General features: G+C 47.1%; 16 protein-coding genes. 2 read left to right on the forward strand and 14 right to left on the reverse strand.

Annotated features, from left to right (window positions below; translation table 11 throughout):
- Nucleotides 1-2: 2 nt before the first annotated feature.
- Entirely contained in the window at nucleotides 3-443 is a 441-nt protein-coding gene (locus tag ACWPAB_RS08225) for a hypothetical protein (protein ID WP_003580085.1), read from the reverse strand.
- A gap of 291 nt (nucleotides 444-734) precedes the next feature.
- On the reverse strand, nucleotides 735-1,181 hold the full coding sequence (locus ACWPAB_RS08230; RefSeq protein WP_003566577.1) for a Fur family transcriptional regulator: 447 nt from the start codon (nucleotides 1,179-1,181) through the stop codon (nucleotides 735-737).
- A 108-nt stretch (nucleotides 1,182-1,289) separates the two neighbouring features.
- Between ACWPAB_RS08230 and ACWPAB_RS08235 the strand changes: the two genes are divergently transcribed.
- The gene (locus tag ACWPAB_RS08235) at nucleotides 1,290-1,403 is read left to right on the forward strand and encodes a putative metal homeostasis protein (protein WP_003566579.1); all 114 of its coding nucleotides are present in this window, start codon (nucleotides 1,290-1,292) and stop codon (nucleotides 1,401-1,403) included.
- Nucleotides 1,404-1,472: 69 nt separating this feature from the next.
- Here ACWPAB_RS08235 and ACWPAB_RS08240 read toward each other — a convergent pair whose 3' ends face one another.
- The 6 genes from ACWPAB_RS08240 to ACWPAB_RS08265 form a co-directional block, all read right to left on the reverse strand.
- Complete coding sequence (locus tag ACWPAB_RS08240) at nucleotides 1,473-2,075, reverse strand: nucleoside/nucleotide kinase family protein (RefSeq protein WP_003585182.1); 603 nt, start codon at nucleotides 2,073-2,075, stop codon at nucleotides 1,473-1,475.
- A gap of 116 nt (nucleotides 2,076-2,191) precedes the next feature.
- Nucleotides 2,192-2,599, reverse strand: a complete 408-nt coding sequence (locus tag ACWPAB_RS08245) for a GNAT family N-acetyltransferase (RefSeq protein WP_003580091.1) — start codon at nucleotides 2,597-2,599, stop codon at nucleotides 2,192-2,194.
- Between the two features lie 106 nt (nucleotides 2,600-2,705).
- Nucleotides 2,706-3,920 carry a C40 family peptidase gene (locus ACWPAB_RS08250; RefSeq protein WP_003580093.1) on the reverse strand — a complete coding sequence of 405 codons (1,215 nt, stop codon included), beginning with the start codon at nucleotides 3,918-3,920 and terminating at the stop codon, nucleotides 2,706-2,708.
- A gap of 306 nt (nucleotides 3,921-4,226) precedes the next feature.
- A complete protein-coding gene (gene tyrS / locus ACWPAB_RS08255; protein ID WP_003570829.1) occupies nucleotides 4,227-5,501 on the reverse strand; it encodes a tyrosine--tRNA ligase in 1,275 nt (424 codons plus the stop codon).
- A 533-nt stretch (nucleotides 5,502-6,034) separates the two neighbouring features.
- Nucleotides 6,035-6,979 (reverse strand): cation diffusion facilitator family transporter, encoded by a 945-nt coding sequence (locus ACWPAB_RS08260; protein WP_016381891.1) that lies wholly within the window; start codon nucleotides 6,977-6,979, stop codon nucleotides 6,035-6,037.
- Between the two features lie 174 nt (nucleotides 6,980-7,153).
- Complete coding sequence (locus ACWPAB_RS08265; RefSeq protein ID WP_003566600.1) at nucleotides 7,154-7,489, reverse strand: ArsR/SmtB family transcription factor; 336 nt, start codon at nucleotides 7,487-7,489, stop codon at nucleotides 7,154-7,156.
- A gap of 174 nt (nucleotides 7,490-7,663) precedes the next feature.
- On the opposite strand from ACWPAB_RS08265, the gene ACWPAB_RS08270 reads away from it, so the two are divergent.
- Nucleotides 7,664-8,593, forward strand: coding sequence for an FAD:protein FMN transferase (locus ACWPAB_RS08270; RefSeq protein ID WP_003580097.1), 930 nt, complete (start codon nucleotides 7,664-7,666; stop codon nucleotides 8,591-8,593).
- 287 nt (nucleotides 8,594-8,880) lie between these two features.
- Here the strand turns inward: ACWPAB_RS08270 and ACWPAB_RS08275 are convergent, their stop codons facing one another.
- The 6 genes from ACWPAB_RS08275 to glgB form a co-directional block, all read right to left on the reverse strand.
- Entirely contained in the window at nucleotides 8,881-10,659 is a 1,779-nt protein-coding gene (locus tag ACWPAB_RS08275) for a glycoside hydrolase family 13 protein (RefSeq protein WP_003580099.1), read from the reverse strand.
- A gap of 249 nt (nucleotides 10,660-10,908) precedes the next feature.
- Nucleotides 10,909-13,317, reverse strand: a complete 2,409-nt coding sequence (locus tag ACWPAB_RS08280; protein WP_016381890.1) for a glycogen/starch/alpha-glucan phosphorylase — start codon at nucleotides 13,315-13,317, stop codon at nucleotides 10,909-10,911.
- A 215-nt stretch (nucleotides 13,318-13,532) separates the two neighbouring features.
- Nucleotides 13,533-14,978 (reverse strand): glycogen synthase GlgA, encoded by a 1,446-nt coding sequence (gene glgA, locus ACWPAB_RS08285; RefSeq protein ID WP_003580102.1) that lies wholly within the window; start codon nucleotides 14,976-14,978, stop codon nucleotides 13,533-13,535.
- Complete coding sequence (gene glgD, locus ACWPAB_RS08290) at nucleotides 14,971-16,140, reverse strand: glucose-1-phosphate adenylyltransferase subunit GlgD (protein WP_003580106.1); 1,170 nt, start codon at nucleotides 16,138-16,140, stop codon at nucleotides 14,971-14,973. Before glgD ends, glgA begins: the two co-directional genes overlap by 8 nt.
- Nucleotides 16,137-17,279, reverse strand: coding sequence for a glucose-1-phosphate adenylyltransferase (locus ACWPAB_RS08295; protein WP_003659327.1), 1,143 nt, complete (start codon nucleotides 17,277-17,279; stop codon nucleotides 16,137-16,139). The genes glgD and ACWPAB_RS08295 overlap by 4 nt, the downstream gene beginning before the upstream one ends.
- Nucleotides 17,276-19,375, reverse strand: a complete 2,100-nt coding sequence (glgB, locus tag ACWPAB_RS08300; RefSeq protein WP_016381889.1) for a 1,4-alpha-glucan branching protein GlgB — start codon at nucleotides 19,373-19,375, stop codon at nucleotides 17,276-17,278. The genes ACWPAB_RS08295 and glgB overlap by 4 nt, the downstream gene beginning before the upstream one ends.
- Between the last annotated feature and the right edge of the window lie 273 nt (nucleotides 19,376-19,648).

Raw genomic sequence — 19,648 nt, forward strand, 5'->3', positions numbered from 1 at the left:
AGTTACTGACCACCAGAGCCGGTTGTGTCTGTTTCTTGACTATTTTGATTATTATTCTGCTCACTAGGCGTTGTTGCGCTTGTTGAGGCAGAAGCAGACGGGGTTGACGTTGTGTCTGAGCTGCTTGGTTCCTGCGTTGAAGCAGCCGAACTCACGGTGCTGTTATCATCATTTTGATCTTGATTGCTAGTTTCAGCCTGCGATTGGCTAGCCTCTGGTTGCCGCGACGCCGAAGCTTGACTCGGTGCAACATGTGACGACGCGGACTGACCAGCACGCGAGGCAGATTCTGATTTTATTTTTGATACCAATTCACTTTGCTCAGTCGCCGATTTTGGTTGGTTCACCGGATTAATCGTGTTCACAATGTTATATGCACTGATCAAAACAATGAGTGACACAATCGCAGTCGGTGGTAATAATGGCGGGGTACGATAAGCCATGAAGCCAGCTCCTTTCATCCATCGTTTAATTGTACCTCAATAACTAGATGATACCATTTAAGTTCTTGCTAAGATGACAAGGTTGCCATTTCCGGGGTCTTTAAATGGTGGTCATGTCTGGCCTGATAACACGCTCCCATTCAAAGATGGAAGAAGCCGACAACGTACACCTAAACGTCTTCCACCTCAACTCATTCGGGGCGCATTCCGCTGACGCCGTGTCTTCAAAGCGCTGCCGCCTGCGTTCATAAAAAAAGCACATACATCAACATGTACATGCTCGCCTGTCGCTTAGGCATTTTTAAGGCGGTCTGCATGTTGCTGGCATTCCGCACACAGCCCATAAAGTTCAAAATTATGACTTTGAATTTTTGCACCCGGCACTTGTTTCTCGAAGTAATTGAGTGGACACATTTTCAACTCGATCACTTTCCCGCAATTTGTACAAATAAAGTGGTGGTGATGCGGATGCTGGAAATCACACTGTAATTTCACAACAATCTGATCATCTTGCATCCGGCTTTCAACAATGCCCATCTCAATAAATGATTTGACATTTCGATAAATAGTATCGTGAGAGACTCCCGGAAATTGGGTACGCATATAACGATCCAGTATCGTCACCGCCGTGTAGCGATGCTGATTCCTGCCGAGATAATCAACCATCGATTCACGCTGCTTGGTCACGCGATAACCGTGCTGTTTCAATTCTTCTAATGCAATCGTTGTGTTATCCATGCGAACTCCTTTAGCTTGACACTTTGATTAATGGCGTGTAGACTATTAAATCGTATTGATTACGATTAATCAATCATTAGTGTACCACGCAAAACAGGAGGAAGCAATATGGCAGAAAAAACTGACTACGCATCCGCAGCACGGCGGTTGAAGAGTAAAAACCCGAAAACCCGTTCACGGGCAAAACGCGTGATTAAAGCCGTTAAGAAACCAGTCAAGTAATTTTATCGCATTATTCAAACAAAATGTAGCAAGGCGCGAGCCACGGTGATGATCACCGGTGCTCGCGCCTTATTTTTGTTCTAAATCGATGCGGGCAAGGCCGCAACTTTTCAAAGCCAAGGTTTTCATAAATTGATCCACTTGCTCGCGCGCCTCATCCCAACTGTCATTTTTGATCACAGTGGCAAACGGCTTTAGTTCGTCTGGCAAGGTTAAATCGCGTTTATATTCCGGACTTTTCAACCGCGCAGCAACCATGGCAGGATCATCACCACGGCTCAACAACCGATCTTTTAATACCGTTGGGTTATCAATTGTTAAAAATAAGACCACGACCTCCTTTGGCAACTCACGCACATAGGTAATGGCACCTTTTGTGTCTAGAACAATACTAAGGAAGGGATGCTTGGTCCAGTTTTTTTCAAGCGATTCATGGGAGGAACCGTACTCATAACCAGCATAAGTGACTTTTTCGATAAAATGTTTGGTCGCAAAACTCGCCGGTGTTTCGAAATAGTAATCGACCCCATTCTTTTCCCCTGTGCGCGCCGGACGGGTGGTGTGCGTCATCACGCGGTGGATGCGATAATTATCGCGAAGATAACCACTCACCGTCGTTTTGCCAGTCCCTGTTGCCCCAGTGATCACAATCAACTTATGCGCAGCTTTCATGATCAGCCTCCTCTTAAATGATTGCCTCGATTGTACCAAATCAGCGCGGATTCGTCAGCTTGAAAACAGGTTGATTGATTCGGTTTATCAATAACGCTGTTGCCAACTAAGAATGGCTAATGCTGATCATGATAAAAAGCAATCACGCCCATTTGTTGACTCTCCACAAACCCAGCGGCTTTATAAAAGCTTCGCGTTTTCGGATCATCGTCCGTCAATAAAACCCGCTGCCGCACTTCAGGGAACCGCGCCAGCAAAGCTTCTATTAATTGTTTGCCGATACCTCGACGCTGATATTCTGGCAAAACCAACAGATCCTGAATAAAAAGAATGGTTTCGCCGTCACCGACTGCCCGGATTAAGCCAACTAACTGTTTGCCCTCATAGGCACTTAACACCGTCAATGAATGGGTCAGTGCCCGTTCAAGTCGCGCAGGATCGCGAGTATACATGCTCCAACCGACACTTTTATAAAGTGCCAAAACCTCGGGCATAGTTGGTTTTTGATCAGTAATTGTCACCATGGCGTGTGTCCTCCTTTATAAAAGAATGCTTTGCTTAGAGTAGAAAAAAAGATCGATCACGCTTGATCGACCTTTCAAATGCTATTGCAGGATGTGAACGATATTTTTACAGACGACGACCAAAGCTTGGTGCGAAGTATGCCATGCTCTGAATTGTAACGTTTTGACCAGGAGCTGGTGCGTGCAGATATTGGCCACCGCCAATGTAAATACCAACGTGGTAAGCACTACCAACGCCGCCCCAGAAGACCAAGTCACCGGCCTTTAAGTCAGAAACGGAAACGTATGAGCCAAGCGTACTTTGAGCTTGCGAAGTCCGTGGCAAGCTGATCCCAGCTTCTTTAGCTGCATAGTAGATCAAACCTGAGCAGTCAAAGCCTGATGGTGAAGTGCCGCCATAAACGTACGGAACACCGATATACTTAGCAGCGTTGCTAGCAATACTGCCACCGGAAACTGAAACTGAGCTATTGTTTGAAGCAGGTGCCTGTGAAGCGCTGGCGCTTGAAGAAGCACTGGTGGTGCTGGTATTGGTGCTGGTGTTAACACTACTTGAAGCTGCACTGCTTGAGGCGGTGCTGGTTGAAGAAGCAGATGGTGTTGCGGCAACAGCAGCGGTTGCTGCGGCAGCTTTAGCAGCATCTTCGCTGGCGGCCAACTGAGCCAACTTATCTTTGTTAGCTTCAAGTGTTTGCTGTAAATCGGATGCAGATTTTTCAGCATCACTCTTTAAGCTTTCGATTTTAGCCTTGTCGCTTTCCAACTGGCTCTTTGTCGCAACAAGTGTTTCTTGCTTGGCTTCTTGTTCAGTTTGCAGGGTCTTAACTTTGGCCTGTGAATCCTTAACCGCCTGCAATGCTTCTGCACTGGCTTGGCTAAGTTTGTTGACCGTCAGTGAACGACCAACAAGATCTGTAAGGCTGTTTGAATTCAAAACAAAGTCAAAATAGATATTGCCTGTAACTGAATTACCAACCTGCTTTTGCAATGAAATCAATTGTTCCTTCAGATTGTCTTTACGCTTGCCGACTTCGACTTGCGCCTTAACAATTTGTTGGTTGTAAGAGGCAATTTTAGCCTGACTAGCACTAATTTTTTCTTCAGCATTCTTAATGTCTAATGCTTTGTTAGAAACATCATTGCTCAACTTCGCGGTTTTTTCATTTGCCGTTTGGATTTGCTTGAGCAAGGCATCATTCTTGGCAGTCAAACTAGACTTATCGTCATCAGCTTTAACTGTTGTGGCAGCCACCCCTGAAACCCCAACCCCAGCCAATGTTGCAACTGTGATAAAGCCTGTAACTAATTGCTTTAATTTCATCTTTATCGTCACTCCTGCTTTCGTTTTGTTCACAACTGCTACATTAACACTGGACTGTTACAGTCTCGTTACAGCATGTTTACTATCAGAATACTTTCTTCAACATATTGTCATGGTTTGATATAAGGAAGTTCATAAAGATTTTTTATTTCAGTAATTTTCAAGAGGAAAAAGAGCGTCGAACGCACAAAAAAAGACCAGTGATAAACGTTTGTTTTATCACTGGCCTAAATCGCTAGTCGTCATTTTTATTAACAGTTATTGTTTAATAGTCAATTGGCTATACCAATCATGCGACTTACGGGGTTACTTTGCCGCCTTGATATCGACTAAAAAGTACCGCTTTTTACCACGCCGAACGATGACATATTGGCCATCAAAATGAGTGCTCGGATCAACCTCGAAATCGAGCTCCCGCTGACGTGTACCGTTGATCGTGATCGCACCATTTTGAATGTCTTCGCGGGCTTGACGGCGGCTTGGTTCGATTTTGGTAGTGTCGACTAACCAAGTCACAATGTTTTCTGCAGTTTCTGGTGCCTCAACTGTTGGAAACTGCTTGAATCCCTGCTTGATATCATCAGCACTCAGCTCAGCGACATCACCGGAAAAAAGGGCAGCACTGATGTTTTCGGCCTGATCAACCGCTTTTTGACCGTGGACAAACTTTGTCACCGCACGCGCCAATTCACGCTGTGCTTCACGTTTTTCCGGGTGTGTTTTCGTTGCTTCAACCAATTCGGCAATAGCATCGCGCGACAAGAACGTGAAGAACTTGAGGAACTTCTCGACATCGGCATCATCCTGATTGAACCAGAACTGATAGAACTCGTAAGGTGACGTCTTCTCCGGATCAAGCCAAACGGCGCCGCCAGCAGACTTACCGAACTTGGTACCGTCAGCCTTCAACATCAATGGATTGGTTAGACCATAAGCACGGGCTTCTGGTCCCTCGATGCGATGAATCAAATCGATCCCAGCCGTAATATTGCCCCACTGATCGGCCCCGCCAATTTGCAATTGAACATCTTCGTGTTTGAACAAGTGCAGGAAATCGACCGACTGCAGAATCTGATACGTGAATTCCGTGTACGAGATGCCGTTTTCCAAACGACTGGCGACGACTTCTTTATTTAGCATACTGTTAACGGAAAAAAGCTTGCCATAATCCCGCAGAAAATCAAGCATGGATAATTTCGATAACCAATCATAATTATCGACAATCCGAAAATCATCGGTTCCGAATAGGTTCTCCATTTGGGCGGTCAATTTCTTTTTATTTGCAGCAATCGTGTCCATGGTTTGCAAGACCCGCTCGGAATTACGCCCGGATGGATCGCCAATCGAGCCAGTGCCCCCACCAATGACAATCACGGGACGATGGCCCAGAAGTTGAAACCGTTTGAGAATCATGAACGGAATCAAATGGCCAACATGTAGTGAATCACCAGTCGGATCGGTGCCACAGTAGACACTGACTGCTTTTTCCTCGGTCAGTTTCCGCAGACCATCTTCATCGGTTAATTGATTCAACGCCCCACGCCACTTTAATTCGTCTAAAATTTTGCCTCTGTCTGTCATGTTACTTGTTCCTCCCTAAACACATTTGCTGGCACAGCAACCGCTGTGTAAGCGCCTTGGGGCTATTATGGCCAAAAGGCGCTTACATTTAACTTTTAAGCACGCCAGTTCACGCTCTTGACTAAAATTTGTCTTTGCCAGAATTTACCGCTACCTGTGAGCTGAGATGCAGGATGGCAACGTCTAGATCGTTGGTCAAGGTCATTCACAATGGCATAAAAAAAGCCCCTGATCTTCAACGATCAGGGACGATTTTCACCGCGGTACCACCCACATTATGCTTTGCATCACTCTAATGGATATCGGCATGACCCGTTAACCAGGCTTTCATTGAGGTGTAATTCGTGATCAAAGGCGGAACGGTTTGCAGCAACCACCGTTTTTCTTAGACCTGCCTAGGACCACTACTGCGGCTCATCTGGTGACTTTATGGTTTAGATCTTAACACATGTAGGCGAACGGTTCTATTCTTTTTAGACATTCTTCCGGAGTTCGCGCTAATGACGCAGCACTTCTGAAGTGCGTCTAACTTTTCACTTTTGCGGGTCTTGTGGTGCTTCTTTTGGATCTCGATCGGCTGGATAGGCTTTGACGTCAGCGTCTAGAATATCGTATTCATCCATGAGCCTGCGTTCGACGCGCTCTCCTAGATCATAGGAATCGGCTACGGTCATATTGGGATTGACACGAATACCGATGGTTAGCAAGACAGCATCGCCTGCATATCGTGCTTCAATACTTTGAACGCCTTTGACACCTGGGACTGCACTGATGGTTTGGCGGTAGGCAGCAATTTTTTTGGTGTCGAATCCATCTGTTAATTCAAAAATGGACTCTCGCAGGATAGTCCAAGCCGCATATAAAATCAAACAACCAACGGCCACCGCTGCGCCACCATCCAGCCAAAGCCAGCCAGCTTTGGCACCTAAGATGGCGAGTAACGTGCCACCGCTGGTCACAGCGTCGGCAAAGCTGTCCTTGGCCGCCGCTCGCAAAACACTGCTGTCCAATTGCTTCGCCCTAATATGGTTAATCAGTGAAACGGTGCCCATTGCCAATCCTGCCGCTAAGCTAACATAAACCGCAAGTTCTCCGGGAACCTGCAGCTTACCTTGATACCAAGCTTGCAGACCGTGATAGCCGTCAATGACAACATCTAGACCGACGACGAGCATGATTAAGCCAGAAAAGAGTGTTGCGATGGTTTGAAAGCGCCAGTGGCCAAATCGGTGTTCACTGTCAGGCCGTTGTTGGGAAATCTGCAAACCCCAAAGTAAAATCAACGCAGAGGCCACACCAGTCAGGTTATTCAACCCATCCGCAGCCAATGCCCGAGAATGAGCTACCTGCGCGATCCACAATTCTGCCACGGTCAACCCGCCATATACAATCAGATTCAGTGCAGCAGCATGCTGGGCACTTTTCAGGCGGGCAAACCGGCGTTGTTCATCTTTTAAAATATTTCGACCAGCATCCATGCGACATCCTCCTGAATAAATTAATTTGTTTATTAAAGGCTATTATAATTCAAATAACGCACCGGTGACTGGTTATAACTTTACAAAATGATAGCGAGAGCGCTTTCTTACAAAATTTTTCATAACAATAAAAAAAGCCCAGCAATAGCCGGGTTTTATCAAGCATCGTTCATATCAGCCGTTTTCGTTTTGCCGCTTCAAAGCGCTTGTCAATCGTTCCAATCGAGCAATGGTGTCATCTAAGGTCAGATAATAATAAACCATATTGCCTTCGCGACGTGAGCCAACCATGCCAATGTCTTTGAGATGCTTCAGATGGTGCGAGGTCGCTGGCTGTGACAAACCGATAGCATCAGCCAAGTCGTTGACTTTTAAGCCTGTATCATTGTCTGCCGTTCCCAAAATCATAATCAATTTTTGTCGACTTGAATTCGATAACGCATTGAGATGTCCAATATCTTGCTTAAACTCTTTTAAAGCCTCTTGTTGCGCAGAGCTATATGCCGCCATTATGATGGCCTCCTTATAAACGCGTTTACGATTGCGGAAACTTGCGTCTTTAGAACACGGTATGCATCAAATTTCACTCATAACGAATATTACCTGAAATCGTAACGATTGCAACCAATATGCAAACCGTTCATACTGAATGCATGTCAATCGATTATTTTTGGAGGTGCCAATATGACCACGACGACCACTTTTCATGGTTTGGGTGCGGATAACACGCTTACCGTTTATGCAGATGGTGCTAATGAACTATTGAATCAAAGCATCAGCATGATCAATGCTTATGCCCATTTATTATCGCTGTATGATGAAGCATCCCTGCTGACTTTGATCAACAAGCAGGCCGGCAAAGAACCTGTTCACATTCCGGTTCGCCCTGTGTTCAATCTGATTGCTCAAGCGATCGCCTGGAGCAAACGCGGATTAGGTTACAACGCCTTAATCGGCCCGATCGTCAAACTTTGGCGCATCGGTTTCGATGATGCCCATGTTCCGACTGCCGAAGAAGTCACTGCCGCGCTTGCTTTGACTGATCCCGATCTTGTCGAGCTTGATTCAGAAAATCAAACTGTTTTTCTGACCAAACCCGGCATGGCCCTTGATCTTGGCGGTATCGCCAAAGGTTTCATTGTCGATCAAGTCTATGATCTTTGGGACAAAACCGGCGTTGAAGGTGGGCTGATTGACTTAGGTGGTAATCAGCGGCTCGTCGGTAATGCAGCCAGCGGTGTACCGTTATGGCAGTGGCCAATCACTGACCCGCGGACACCGGGAAAACGCAGTATCGCCACCTTGACAACCACCCCTAAAGCCGTCGTGACGACTGGTATTTATGAGCGGCACTCAGAGATCAACGGCAAAGAATATCACCATTTGCTTGATCCCAACACAGGCTATCCCGTCGAATCAGACATGGCCAGCATTACCGTCGTGGCCGATAGTGGCCTGATCGGTGATGTGTTATCCTCCATTGGATTCTATGCTGGTATCCCTGCCGGTTACGATGCCGTTGAAGCCGAGGGTGAGGAAGCCATCTTCGTTACTAAAGATACCCGCGTTTACCAAACCAGCGGCCTGCGCGAAACCTTGGCCGTCACCATGTAAACCTTAGCCACCGTTGTCTTCAGACATAATAGTTTGGGACATCACTCATAATCATCAAAAAGGCAAACAAATTCCACTGTAAAGCGGAAACTGTTTGCCTTTTCTTATTGTAATCTATTGGAATTTTAAAGATATTAGTGCCAAGGCGGAGCAATCGTAGGCCAGATGGGGCTCAGCCGTGCAAACAACACAGCGACCGGGCTTTGTCGCTGATGTTGTTAGGCGACTTCGAGACCGGTTTTTGGGCTCGAAGCGCCGTCACAGCATTCATAACAATAACATAAGCGTTAAATTTGCTGCCAAATCACACCGCCTGCCGGTACCATCGTGCCTACTGGTAATAAAGCGCGCAAACTTTTTGGCACTAATTCAGCATGCGGATCCTGTAACACTTGCGGTGATCCAGTTGGATTGGCCAGAACTACCAGCGTTTGGGTATCATTTTGGCGGACGAAGCCAAAACTGTCTTCAAACGTAAATGGGAAAAAAGCGGCACCTGCAGCCAAGGCTGGCTGATCAATGCGGGTCTGAAGCGCGATTTGATAAATATCCAAAACAGCCTGATCTTCATGGCCCCACGGATAAAAGGCGCGGTTATCCGGGTCTTTACCGCCAGTTAACCCGGCCTCATCCCCGTAGTAAAGGCACGGCACCCCAGGCAGCCAGTAAAATAGCGAGACGATAAACTGCAACTTACGCCGATCACCATCCAACATCGTTAAAATCCGTGGTGTATCATGACTGCCAATGTTGTTGAAATTGAACGCAAACGCATTTGTTGGATAATTCTCTTTCAACGTCATCAATTGACGCACAAATCCTGCCGCGTTTAACTGCCCATTTGTCAAGGCAATCAACATGGATCGCAGCGGATAATTCATGACTGCATTCAATTCGCCGCCTTCAAAATATTGCCGCCGCTTGCCATAAGCCTGTTTATTGGAGGCATCCTCCCAGACTTCGCCGATCAGCACCCGCTCCGGAAATTGATCAAGCGTGCTGCGAATCTGCCGGATAAAATCGTCCATCAATTCATCGGCAACATCCAAGCGCCACCCATCAACGCCTAAGTCAGTCCAATAACTGATCACCGAACCTTTTTTAGCCGCAATGAAGTCATGAAAGTCTTGATTATCCTTATTAATGGCTGGCAGATCCTTCACGCCCCACCAGCTATTGTAGTCATCAGGAAATCGCTTGAATGAAAACCACGAGGCATATGGGGAATCCAAGCTATTGGCCGCACCCACGTCTGAATATTCATTGACGGCATTGAAGTAGCGGCTATCAGCGCCGACGTGGTTAAACACGCCATCAAGAATGACATGCATCCCCAACTGATGCGCTGCCGCCAAAAACTGCTTAAAGTCATGCAGCGAACCTAAAACTTCATCAATTGCGAAATAATCGCCGGTGTCATACCGATGATTGCTCCGCGCCTGAAAAATTGGACTTAAATATAAGGCGTTGATGCCACGGGCTGCCAATAATGGCAGCTTTTGTTGAATGCCAGTCAGATTACCGCCGTAAAAATCCCAGCGAATGATCTCGCCATCGTTCCCGCGAATATACATGGGCCGATCGGTTTTTCGCCCATACAGAAAAGAGTTTTCCTTCGGAGCATTCACGTGACCGTCAGCATTCCCATTATTGAAGCGATCTACGAAGATGTGATAAAAACGGGCATTTTGATACCACGCCGGAACGGGATCAAATGCGGTCACAACGGTCATCTGATAATTAACCACATCCACATTTTCCGGGTAAAGCTGACCAAGCCCGCCAAAGCCACCGCCGACTGCACCAAAGCGTTCCCGGCCATTGTCGCTTTGCAACTCAAAATGATAAAACCAAAGACCGTCATTAGGAGGCGTAAACGTCACTGTGTAGCCGTTAGGGCTTTTCGTCATCGGCAAGGATTGCGTTTGATCGCAATGTTCGTCTGGCATGATGACAAGTGTGGCTTGTGTCACCGCACCATCAGCCTGTGCCGTCAATGTGACAGCCGTGCCTTTTTGCACCGCGCCAAAAGGTCGGCGATCGGTAAATGAATCAAATTGAAACATTGTGTTCCTCCATGTGTCATGTACACGAAACGTTCTCAAAACCGATAAATGAACCTTCATTAATCACGCAACCGATAGCTGGATTGATAACAATGAGCGCCAAGGCATGCTGATCAGATGCTATTCTACATCGAGTGTTTCCGATAAGTCCGAGCTGGCGTCGCGGCGATTCAGGCTGGTGGCTGCGCGGCCAACTTTCTGCATGTTATCTAAAAAACAATCATCAAAAGTAGCCTCTGTATGACCGCTTTAAGCCTCGTGATCATCTTCTGGTGTCTTTGCCACCACATGCCAAATCTCGCGACCATAACGTTGAACCGTAAAGTCAGCCGAGAATCGGCCACTTTCGGCAATATTAGCCAACGCCTTTTTGGCCCAAATGCGCGGTTGTTGATAAAGCTTATCCAGTCTTTCGTTCGCAGCCAGATAACTTTCAAAATCGGCCAACACGAAGTATTCATCGTTGTAAGTCAACAACGAATTGAAAATGTCACGACCTTCTGTTTCAATCCCCGGGATCTGCCCATTGACCAGCATATCCAGTGCGGCGTGCAAGCGTGAATCTTGATCGTAAAAGTCGCGAGCATGATAATCGCCACGCTGGTAATAACCGGCAATTTCTTCCTCTGTCAACCCAAAAATCTCAACGTTGTCATCACCCACGGCATCCTTGATCTCGATATTTGCGCCATCAAGCGTCGCCAAGGTCAAGGCACCAGCACTCATCAGCTTCATGTTACTGGTGCCGCTGGCTTCCTTACCGGCTGTGGAAATTTGTTCAGAAATATCGGCCGCAGGAATAATCTTTTCAGCCATGGTGACACCATAATTCGGCAAGAAAACAACTTGCAAGTACTTGCTGACATCTGGATCACCGTTGACCAAATCGGCAACTGCATTCATAACCTTAATGATTTCCTTGGCATAAACGTAACTTGGCGCAGCTTTAGCGCCAAAAATGTGCAAACGCTTTGGTCGTTTTTCGCCACGTTTGATCGCCAAGTAAGCATCGAGAATCCCTAAGACATGCAATAATTGCCGTTTATACGCGTGCAGACGTTTGATCTGCACATCAAAAATGGCATCAGGATCAACTTTGACGCGCACAACTTGATCAATATACTTCGCCAATGCTCGTTTATTTTCGGCCTTAGCAGCATTCAAATCGTCGAGAAACCGGGTATCATCGGCGAAGTCATGCAACTGCCGCAATGCCAACGGGTTTTTCCGCCAAGTTGTCCCAATTTTTTTATCCAAAAGGTGGGAAAGCGGTCGATCGCCAATTTGAATCCAACGCCGCGGCGTGATGCCGTTTGTCTTGTTATTGAACCGTTCTGGAAAGATTTGATACAAGTCATGCAGGACGTCTTTTTTAAGCAACTCACTATGAATTGGGGCCACGCCATTGATCGCATGGGAACCAATTGATGCGAGATAGGCCATCCGCACCTGTCCGTTACCAAGCGGCGCAATCCGATCAATCATTGCTTGACCAAATTGCGGCACGAAAACCAGCCGGAAGCGGCGATCGATTTCCTGAATGATTTGATAGATTCGCGGTACCATGCCGCTGAACATATCAATTGGCCAAACTTCCAGCGCCTCTGACAACAACGTATGGTTCGTGTAGCTCATCACCTTGAGCGTAATGCGCCAAGCTTCGTCCCAGCTAACATGCTCATCATCCATTAACACCCGCATCAGCTCCGGAATTGCCATTGCCGGATGGGTATCATTGATATGAATGGCAACGCGATCTGCAAACCCGGCCATGCTGTTGTGGGTTCGGCGATAATGGCGGACGATGCTTTGAATCCCAGCACTGGTAAAGAAGTACTCCTGCCGCAATCGCAGCTGCTTGCCGGATGCATCGGAATCGTCAGGATAAAGAATCTGTGTAATCTGATTGATCCGTTCTTTTTGTTCCAACGTAAAATCGGTGCCGGCATTGATCGGTGCTTCAGCAGACCACAGACGCAGGTTATTCACCACCTGATTGTGGTACCCCACCATGGCCACATCGTATGGTACAGCCAATACATCGTCAGTATTGTGATAGGTCACCCGCAGATTGCCGCTACGACTTGGGCGTAACTCAACCCAGCCGCCGAATTTAACCGTGACTGCGCGATTTTCTTTACGGGTTTCCCACGCAAAACCATTCCGCATCCAATCATCTGGCAGCTCCACTTGATAGCCGTTAACAAATGCCTGCTTAAACAAGCCATACTGGTAGCGAATACCATTGCCGTTGCCAGCCATGCCGACACTAGCCATGGCATCCATAAACGCTGATGCCAACCGACCTAAACCACCATTGCCTAAACCTGGATCTGCTTCAGCATCAAAAATTTTCTGCGGTCGCAGTCCCAACTCATTCAACCCTGCTTCAACTTCACTCAGAATGCCAAGATTTAGCAAATTCGACTGCAGCAGTCGGCCTGGCAGAAACTCAATTGAAAAGTAGAAGACCTGTTTCGTCTCCTCCTGATCGTAACGTTTCTTGGTTTCGGCCCAAGGTTGGCCAATATATGACCGCGTTAATAGTGCCAACGCCTGATAAAGCTGTTGGGTGGACAGGTCATCGAGCGGTGCTGCATACAGCTTCAAAGCAATATCTTTGAATTCTGTAATGAATTGTTCCTTTGTTAATGACATAAACACACCTCACCAAATTAAATACAGCAACTTTTAAACGCAACGCACCCCGGGAGTGACACCATGTCGTCGTACCCACGGCGACTCCAAAACGAGCCGAAACTCATTTTGATAAACAAAACGAGGTCGGATCGGGTCACCTTGCCAGCCGGTTTGACGCATCTACGCCTCGCCTGCCTTCCGACTGATCCCGACACGACCTCGCTGTTGTCACCTCATGCTTTGCCCAGAATGCGTTGATAACCTTTCAAATACTCAGCTGCGGAATGGTGCCAGTCAAAGTCCTTCACCATCGCATGTTGTTGCAACTTAGCATAGACTTTTGGCTGATCCGCATAAACACTCTTCGCCATGCGCAGAATGTTTGTGAGCACGCCTGCGTTGTAATCCCAGAAACTAAACCCATCACCAGCGCCAGTTTCAGCGTTATAGGCTAGAACTGAGTCACGTAAACCACCAGTTTCATGCACAATTGGCAGCGTGCCATAGCGCATCGCCATCATTTGTGCCAAGCCGCTTGGTTCAAAGGCGCTTGGCATCATGAAGTAATCGGCGCCGGCATAAATCCGCTGCGCTAAGCCTTCATCAAAATCAATCCGCACCGCCAATTGGCCAGGGAACCGATCCTGCAATGATGACAAATCTTCTTCCAGATCTTGATCGCCAGTACCAAGAACCACGACCTGTACATTATTTTGAACTAAGAAATTCTCCAAAGCATCAACTAAGAGATCAGCCCCTTTTTGCCGGGTCAAGCGACTGACCATCGCAAAAAGCGGATCAGTCCTCTTTGGTAAATGCATCTCGTCTTGCAAAGCCTTTTTATCTTTGGCCTTGCCAGCCAAATTCTTGGCGTCGTAATTATAAGCCAGATTCTGATCAGTGGCTGGATTATAGACTTCAGAATCAATCCCATTCAGAATCCCGACCAGTTTACCACTTTGTTTTCGTAAGGTGCCATCCAAATGCTCGCCAAAGGCTGGTGTTTGAATTTCTTTGGCGTAACTCGGGCTAACCGTCGACACAAGATCGGCGTAATTAATCCCGCCCTTAAGCCAATTGATTGACCCGTCTTGACCAAAGCCATCGTCGTTGAAACCTTCACGGCCAATACCAAAAACGGTCGCTAACGTTGACGGCGGGAACCAGCCTTGGAATTGCAGATTGTGAATCGTCAGTTGTGTCTTAATCTGTTGATACGGCTTGATCCAACCATACTTTTCTTTTAATAGCACCGGAATGAAAGCTGTGTGCCAATCGTTGGCATGAATGACATCTGGAATCCATTCAATCACCTGAAGCATTTCAATCACGGCCATTTGGAAATAACCAAACCGGCCGCCGTCATCCCAGTAACCGTACAAGCCATCCCGATCAAAATACTGCCGATTATCAATGAGATAGTACGTGACATCCCCGAGTTTAATTGTTTTAAGGCCAACGTAAACTGGACGGCCACCCATCTCCAAGGTGAAATGGGTCAAATCCTTCACCTTAGGCAGATACTTCGCCGGGAACTTCTTTTCATAAAATGGAATGGCAACCCGAATGTCCACACCTTGCTTCTTAATTGCTTTAGGCAAGGCATAGCTTACATCCCCTAAACCGCCTGTTTTATAAAACGGCGCACTTTCCGCAGCTGTAAAGAGTACTTTAAGCACGGGCCGTCACCCCCTGGCCATCTGGCTGAAAGACTTTCTGATTCTTCGAAAAGACCAATGGCTCCTCAGGGGTCCCTTCCAACGCAAGGTTTGGCCCAATGACCACACCTTTGTCTAGGATCGCATACTTCACACTGGAGCCTGTGCCAATCTTACTGCCTTGCATCACAATACTGTGATCAACCACTGCATCACGATGAATATGCACATTTCTGAAGAGAATCGAATTATCGACCGTACCTTCAATGAAGTCACCAGTACCTAACAAGCTGTTGGTCACCTTGGATTCGGTTGAATAGAAGGTCGGAATTTCATTCTTATTCTTCGTTTCAATCGAATTAGCACTATAAAGCAACGCTTGATAGTTTTGGTCTTCCAACATGCTCATGTTCGCGTCAAAATACCGCTGAATCGTATTCAGTTTCGCCAGAAAACCAGTATATTCAAACGCGTTAGCATTATTTTCCAGTACGGCTTCACGTAGAATTTGCGGCAACCGTTTGAATGTTGGCGCTTCGGAGGCATCCGTCAGAAGATCAATCAAGTCAATCGTCCCGATCAGATAAATATCCATGAACGCCGGGATCTTACCTTCCTTGAGATGCCCACGATTTTCCGATGCTGGGACAACTGAGCTAGCCGTGCCAAGCTCCGTCATATCCAACGTTAAATCTTCCGGCTTCATCGCTTCTTCCGGCAAATTCTTGTAAACCGCCGTCACCGGACTCTCACCAGCTTGGTGATAGGCAACGATGGCATCGACATCGACATTGGCCACATTTTGCGTACCCATGATAATCGTGTACTGCGCGCTGCTTTTGCGCAGAAATTGCAGATAGTCGTCAAAATACCGCGCGCGTAATTTTGGATCTTCATAGTCGCGGCCAGCCATATACGGATACGTGAAAATACCACCAGTAATCTGATCCATGTTCCAAGTCGACCCGCTACGAATGTGGTCCGTGACACTACGACCGGACTTTGGCAGGAAAATCGCCACGCTGCGCACATTGGCATGATCCAATGATGACAGTGGAAAATCGATGAGACGGTAGCGGCCAGCAAACGGCAAGGTACCGATCGGGCGGGCTGCTGTCAGCGGCTGAATTTGGTCGTCTGGTTCATTCAGATCAATAATTGCTGCTAAATCGCCTTTTCTCATTCTTTTTCAGTCCTTCCTAAAACTTCCCCATAACCAACAACGCTAATTTCATTCGGTTTGCCGACAACTTTACCATTGTCCCCAATAATCGCATTTTCACCGACAATGGCATGATCGACAGTCACGTTCTTACCAATAACGGCGTTTGGCATGATCATGCTGTCCTTGATCACGGAGCCTTCACCGATTTTAACGTTTTGACTCAAAATACTGTGCTGAATTGAACCTGCGACATAGCAGCCGTCAACAATCATGGAGCCAGCAACTTTGGCGGTCTTGGTCAGGAACATTGGCGGCAGCGCCTCGTTTTGACTGAAGATCCGCCAGTTGCGATTGCCAATGTTCAATGGATTGTTAGGATTCAAGAATTCCATGTTAGCTTCCCACAGACTCTGAATCGTCCCGACATCCTTCCAGTAACCGCGGAAGGCATAAGCATAGCTGGCTTCATTATGCGTCAGGTAAGCTGGAATCACGTCATGACCAAAGTCTTCCATGGCACCATCTGTTGCATAACTTTCGGTCAAATATTGTTTCAACGTCGGCCAGTTGAAAATGTAAATCCCCATCGAAGCTAAGTTACTCTTTGGCTTGGCTGGCTTCTCTTCAAATTCAATAATCCGGTCCGTGTCATCGGTGTTCATGATGCCGAAGCGTTTGGCTTCTTCTTTTTCAACCGGCATGACAGCAACGGTCAATGAAGCCTTCTTGGCCTTGTGATAATCCAGCATCGCTTGATAATCCATTTTATAAATGTGATCCCCTGAAAGGATTAACAAATATTGCGGATTGTAGGAGTCAATATAAGCGATATTTTGATAAATCGCATGCGCCGTGCCTTCAAAGAACTTTTCGCCTTCACTTGAAGCGTAAGGCTGCAGGATGGTCACACCGGCACCGCGTTCATTAAGCCCCCAGCTGGCACCATTTTGAATATGGCGATTCAGCTCAAGCGGTTGATACTGGGTAATGACCCCCGCGGTGTTGACCCCTGAATTAGCTAAATTACTCAGAGTAAAATCAATAATCCGATATCTACCTCCGAATGGCACCGAAGGCTTAGCCGTCGTTTTGGTCAGTTTCCCTAAACGGGTTCCCTGCCCTCCGGCTAAAATCATTCCCAACATTTCAGTACTCATGATTGCGGCGCATTGTGCGCCTTCCCCCCTAACTTCTTCGATTGCTGATGGTTAACTTTGCTAATGTCACGTGGTTGCGACCGCGCTGGCGATGTGCCCCAGTCTTCTTGATGACTAATCGGTTGCCGTTGATGACCGGCGAGTGACAACGGTGTTTCGTGTTTCGGTAATGCCTTGGTTGGCTGCTTGCCTTTAAGTGCCAACGGTTTTTTCGGCAACGGCTTCAGCTGTTTTGGTTTAATCAACAAAGCGCCCATTGCTGGTAAAATGACGTCAAGCCATGCAGGAACGTCATGGTTTTCGCCAATCTCAGCAGTCAAGGTCTGCTGCCACTTGGTCCATGTACCGCCAAAAGCCGCATCCTCAGTATTTAAAATAATCTCGTACGTTCCCGGACTAGGAACTGGCACGCGGAAATGATCTTTTTGAACTGGCACCAGATTCATGGCCACTACCGTAAAGTCATCATTTTGTTTGCCATAACGGATGTAACTCAGCACATCCGGTTCATCGGCAATCGTGATTTTGATGCCGTCGGGTTCATGATCTTGTTGCCACAAACTTGGCCGAGCTTTATAAAGATGATTTAGTGTGGTGGTGAAATGCTGCATCTTCTTATTCATTGGGTCTTTAAGATCGGTCCACTCCAGCTCGCTCCAGTCGCGCCATTCAAGAAACTGCCCCCACTCGCTGCCCATGAATAATAGCTGTTTACCAGGGAATGTTGCCTGCCACACATACATCGTCCGGAGATTAGCAAACTGGTTATACCGATCTCCCGGCATTTTGTGCATCAGGCTCTTTTTGCCATGGACAACTTCATCGTGTGAAAACGGTAAGACGAATTGCTCGTTATACATATACATGAATGAAAACGTCAATAAATTCATATCACTGTGGCGATAAACCGGATCCTGCTCGAAGAACTTCAGCGTGTCATTCATCCAGCCCATGTTCCACTTGTAGTTAAACCCTAAGCCGCCAGTATCAATCGGTGCTGAAACTTGCGGATAGGCGGAGCTTTCTTCAGCCATCATGAGCACATCTGGATGTTTGGCAAAAATCTTTGTATTCAATTGCTTGATAAAGGCAATGCCTTCAAGGTTGTCACGCCCGCCATCCTTGTTGCGATCGTTTTCCTTGCCAGCGTCATAATCCATGTACAACATGTTCGAGACAGCATCGACCCGCAAGCCATCAAGGTGGCAGTGATCCAACCAATACATCGCACTGGAAATTAAGAAACTCTGCACTTGTGCCTTGCCAAGATCGAAGTTCCAAGTCCCCCAGCGGACATTTTCTGCGCGGTGCGGATCGGTGTATTCGAAGGTTGGCGTGCCATCAAATTGGGCCAACATATCGGTGTTTTTGATAAAATGCCCCGGTACCCAGTCCATGATGACGCCTAATCCTGCTGTGTGAGCCGCATCTACCAACCGCAAGAAGTCTTGCGGATCGCCGAACCGGCTCGTCGGCGCGAAGTAACCCATTAACTGATAGCCCCATGAAGCGTCAAGCGGATGCTCCATCAACGGTAAAAACTCAATGTGGGTGTAGCCCAACTCCTGCACATAAGGGATCAGCTTGTCGATGGCGTCTTGATACGCCATATAACCACCATCTGGACCGGCATTCGTGTCGCGAATGAAGGAGCCTAAGTGGACTTCGTAAATATTAAGCGGTTCATCATACGGACGCCATTTTGCCCGCTTGGCTAGCCAATCTTCATCATGCCAAGTAATACGCGGCACATCGACCAACTTAGCCGCACTGCCTGGCTTGCGTTCAAACCCAAACCCGTATGGATCAATCTTCTCATGGGCTATCCCATCAGGACCGATAATCCGATACTTGTATAACTGATTTTTTTCGGCTGCAAGCTCACCGTACCAACAACCGGTGGTGCCTTGCAGTTTCAACGGACTGCCTTGCCAGTCGTTGAAGTCGCCTTCGACTTTGACTTGTTGGGCATGCGGTGCCCAAACGAGGAAGGACCACTTGCCTGGTTCGACTTCATGGGCGCCAAACCGATTGTAACTTTGAAAATCTTGCCCGGAGTTGAAGAGGTATAACCAATCTTTTAATCCCTGAATCATGATCACTCCCCCAATCAAACGATACCGTCGTACATGTGAAGGCTTCTCATTCACTGTACGGCCGGACTTTTACCTACCAATCCCAGTGTAACAGTAAGACTATCAAAAGGCTCAAGAAACGCTCACCAAAAACCTTCACGCACGCCAACATAAATTTTTTGATAAGGCATATACTCCCAGTCCTCATCTCAATTGTAACCGCTTACTGTTGATATTAACAGCGATTACAATCTTTTCTGTTGAGTTCTTTGTGAGAATACTCTAACATGATAG

This window comes from Lacticaseibacillus sp. 30, assembly GCF_053819265.1.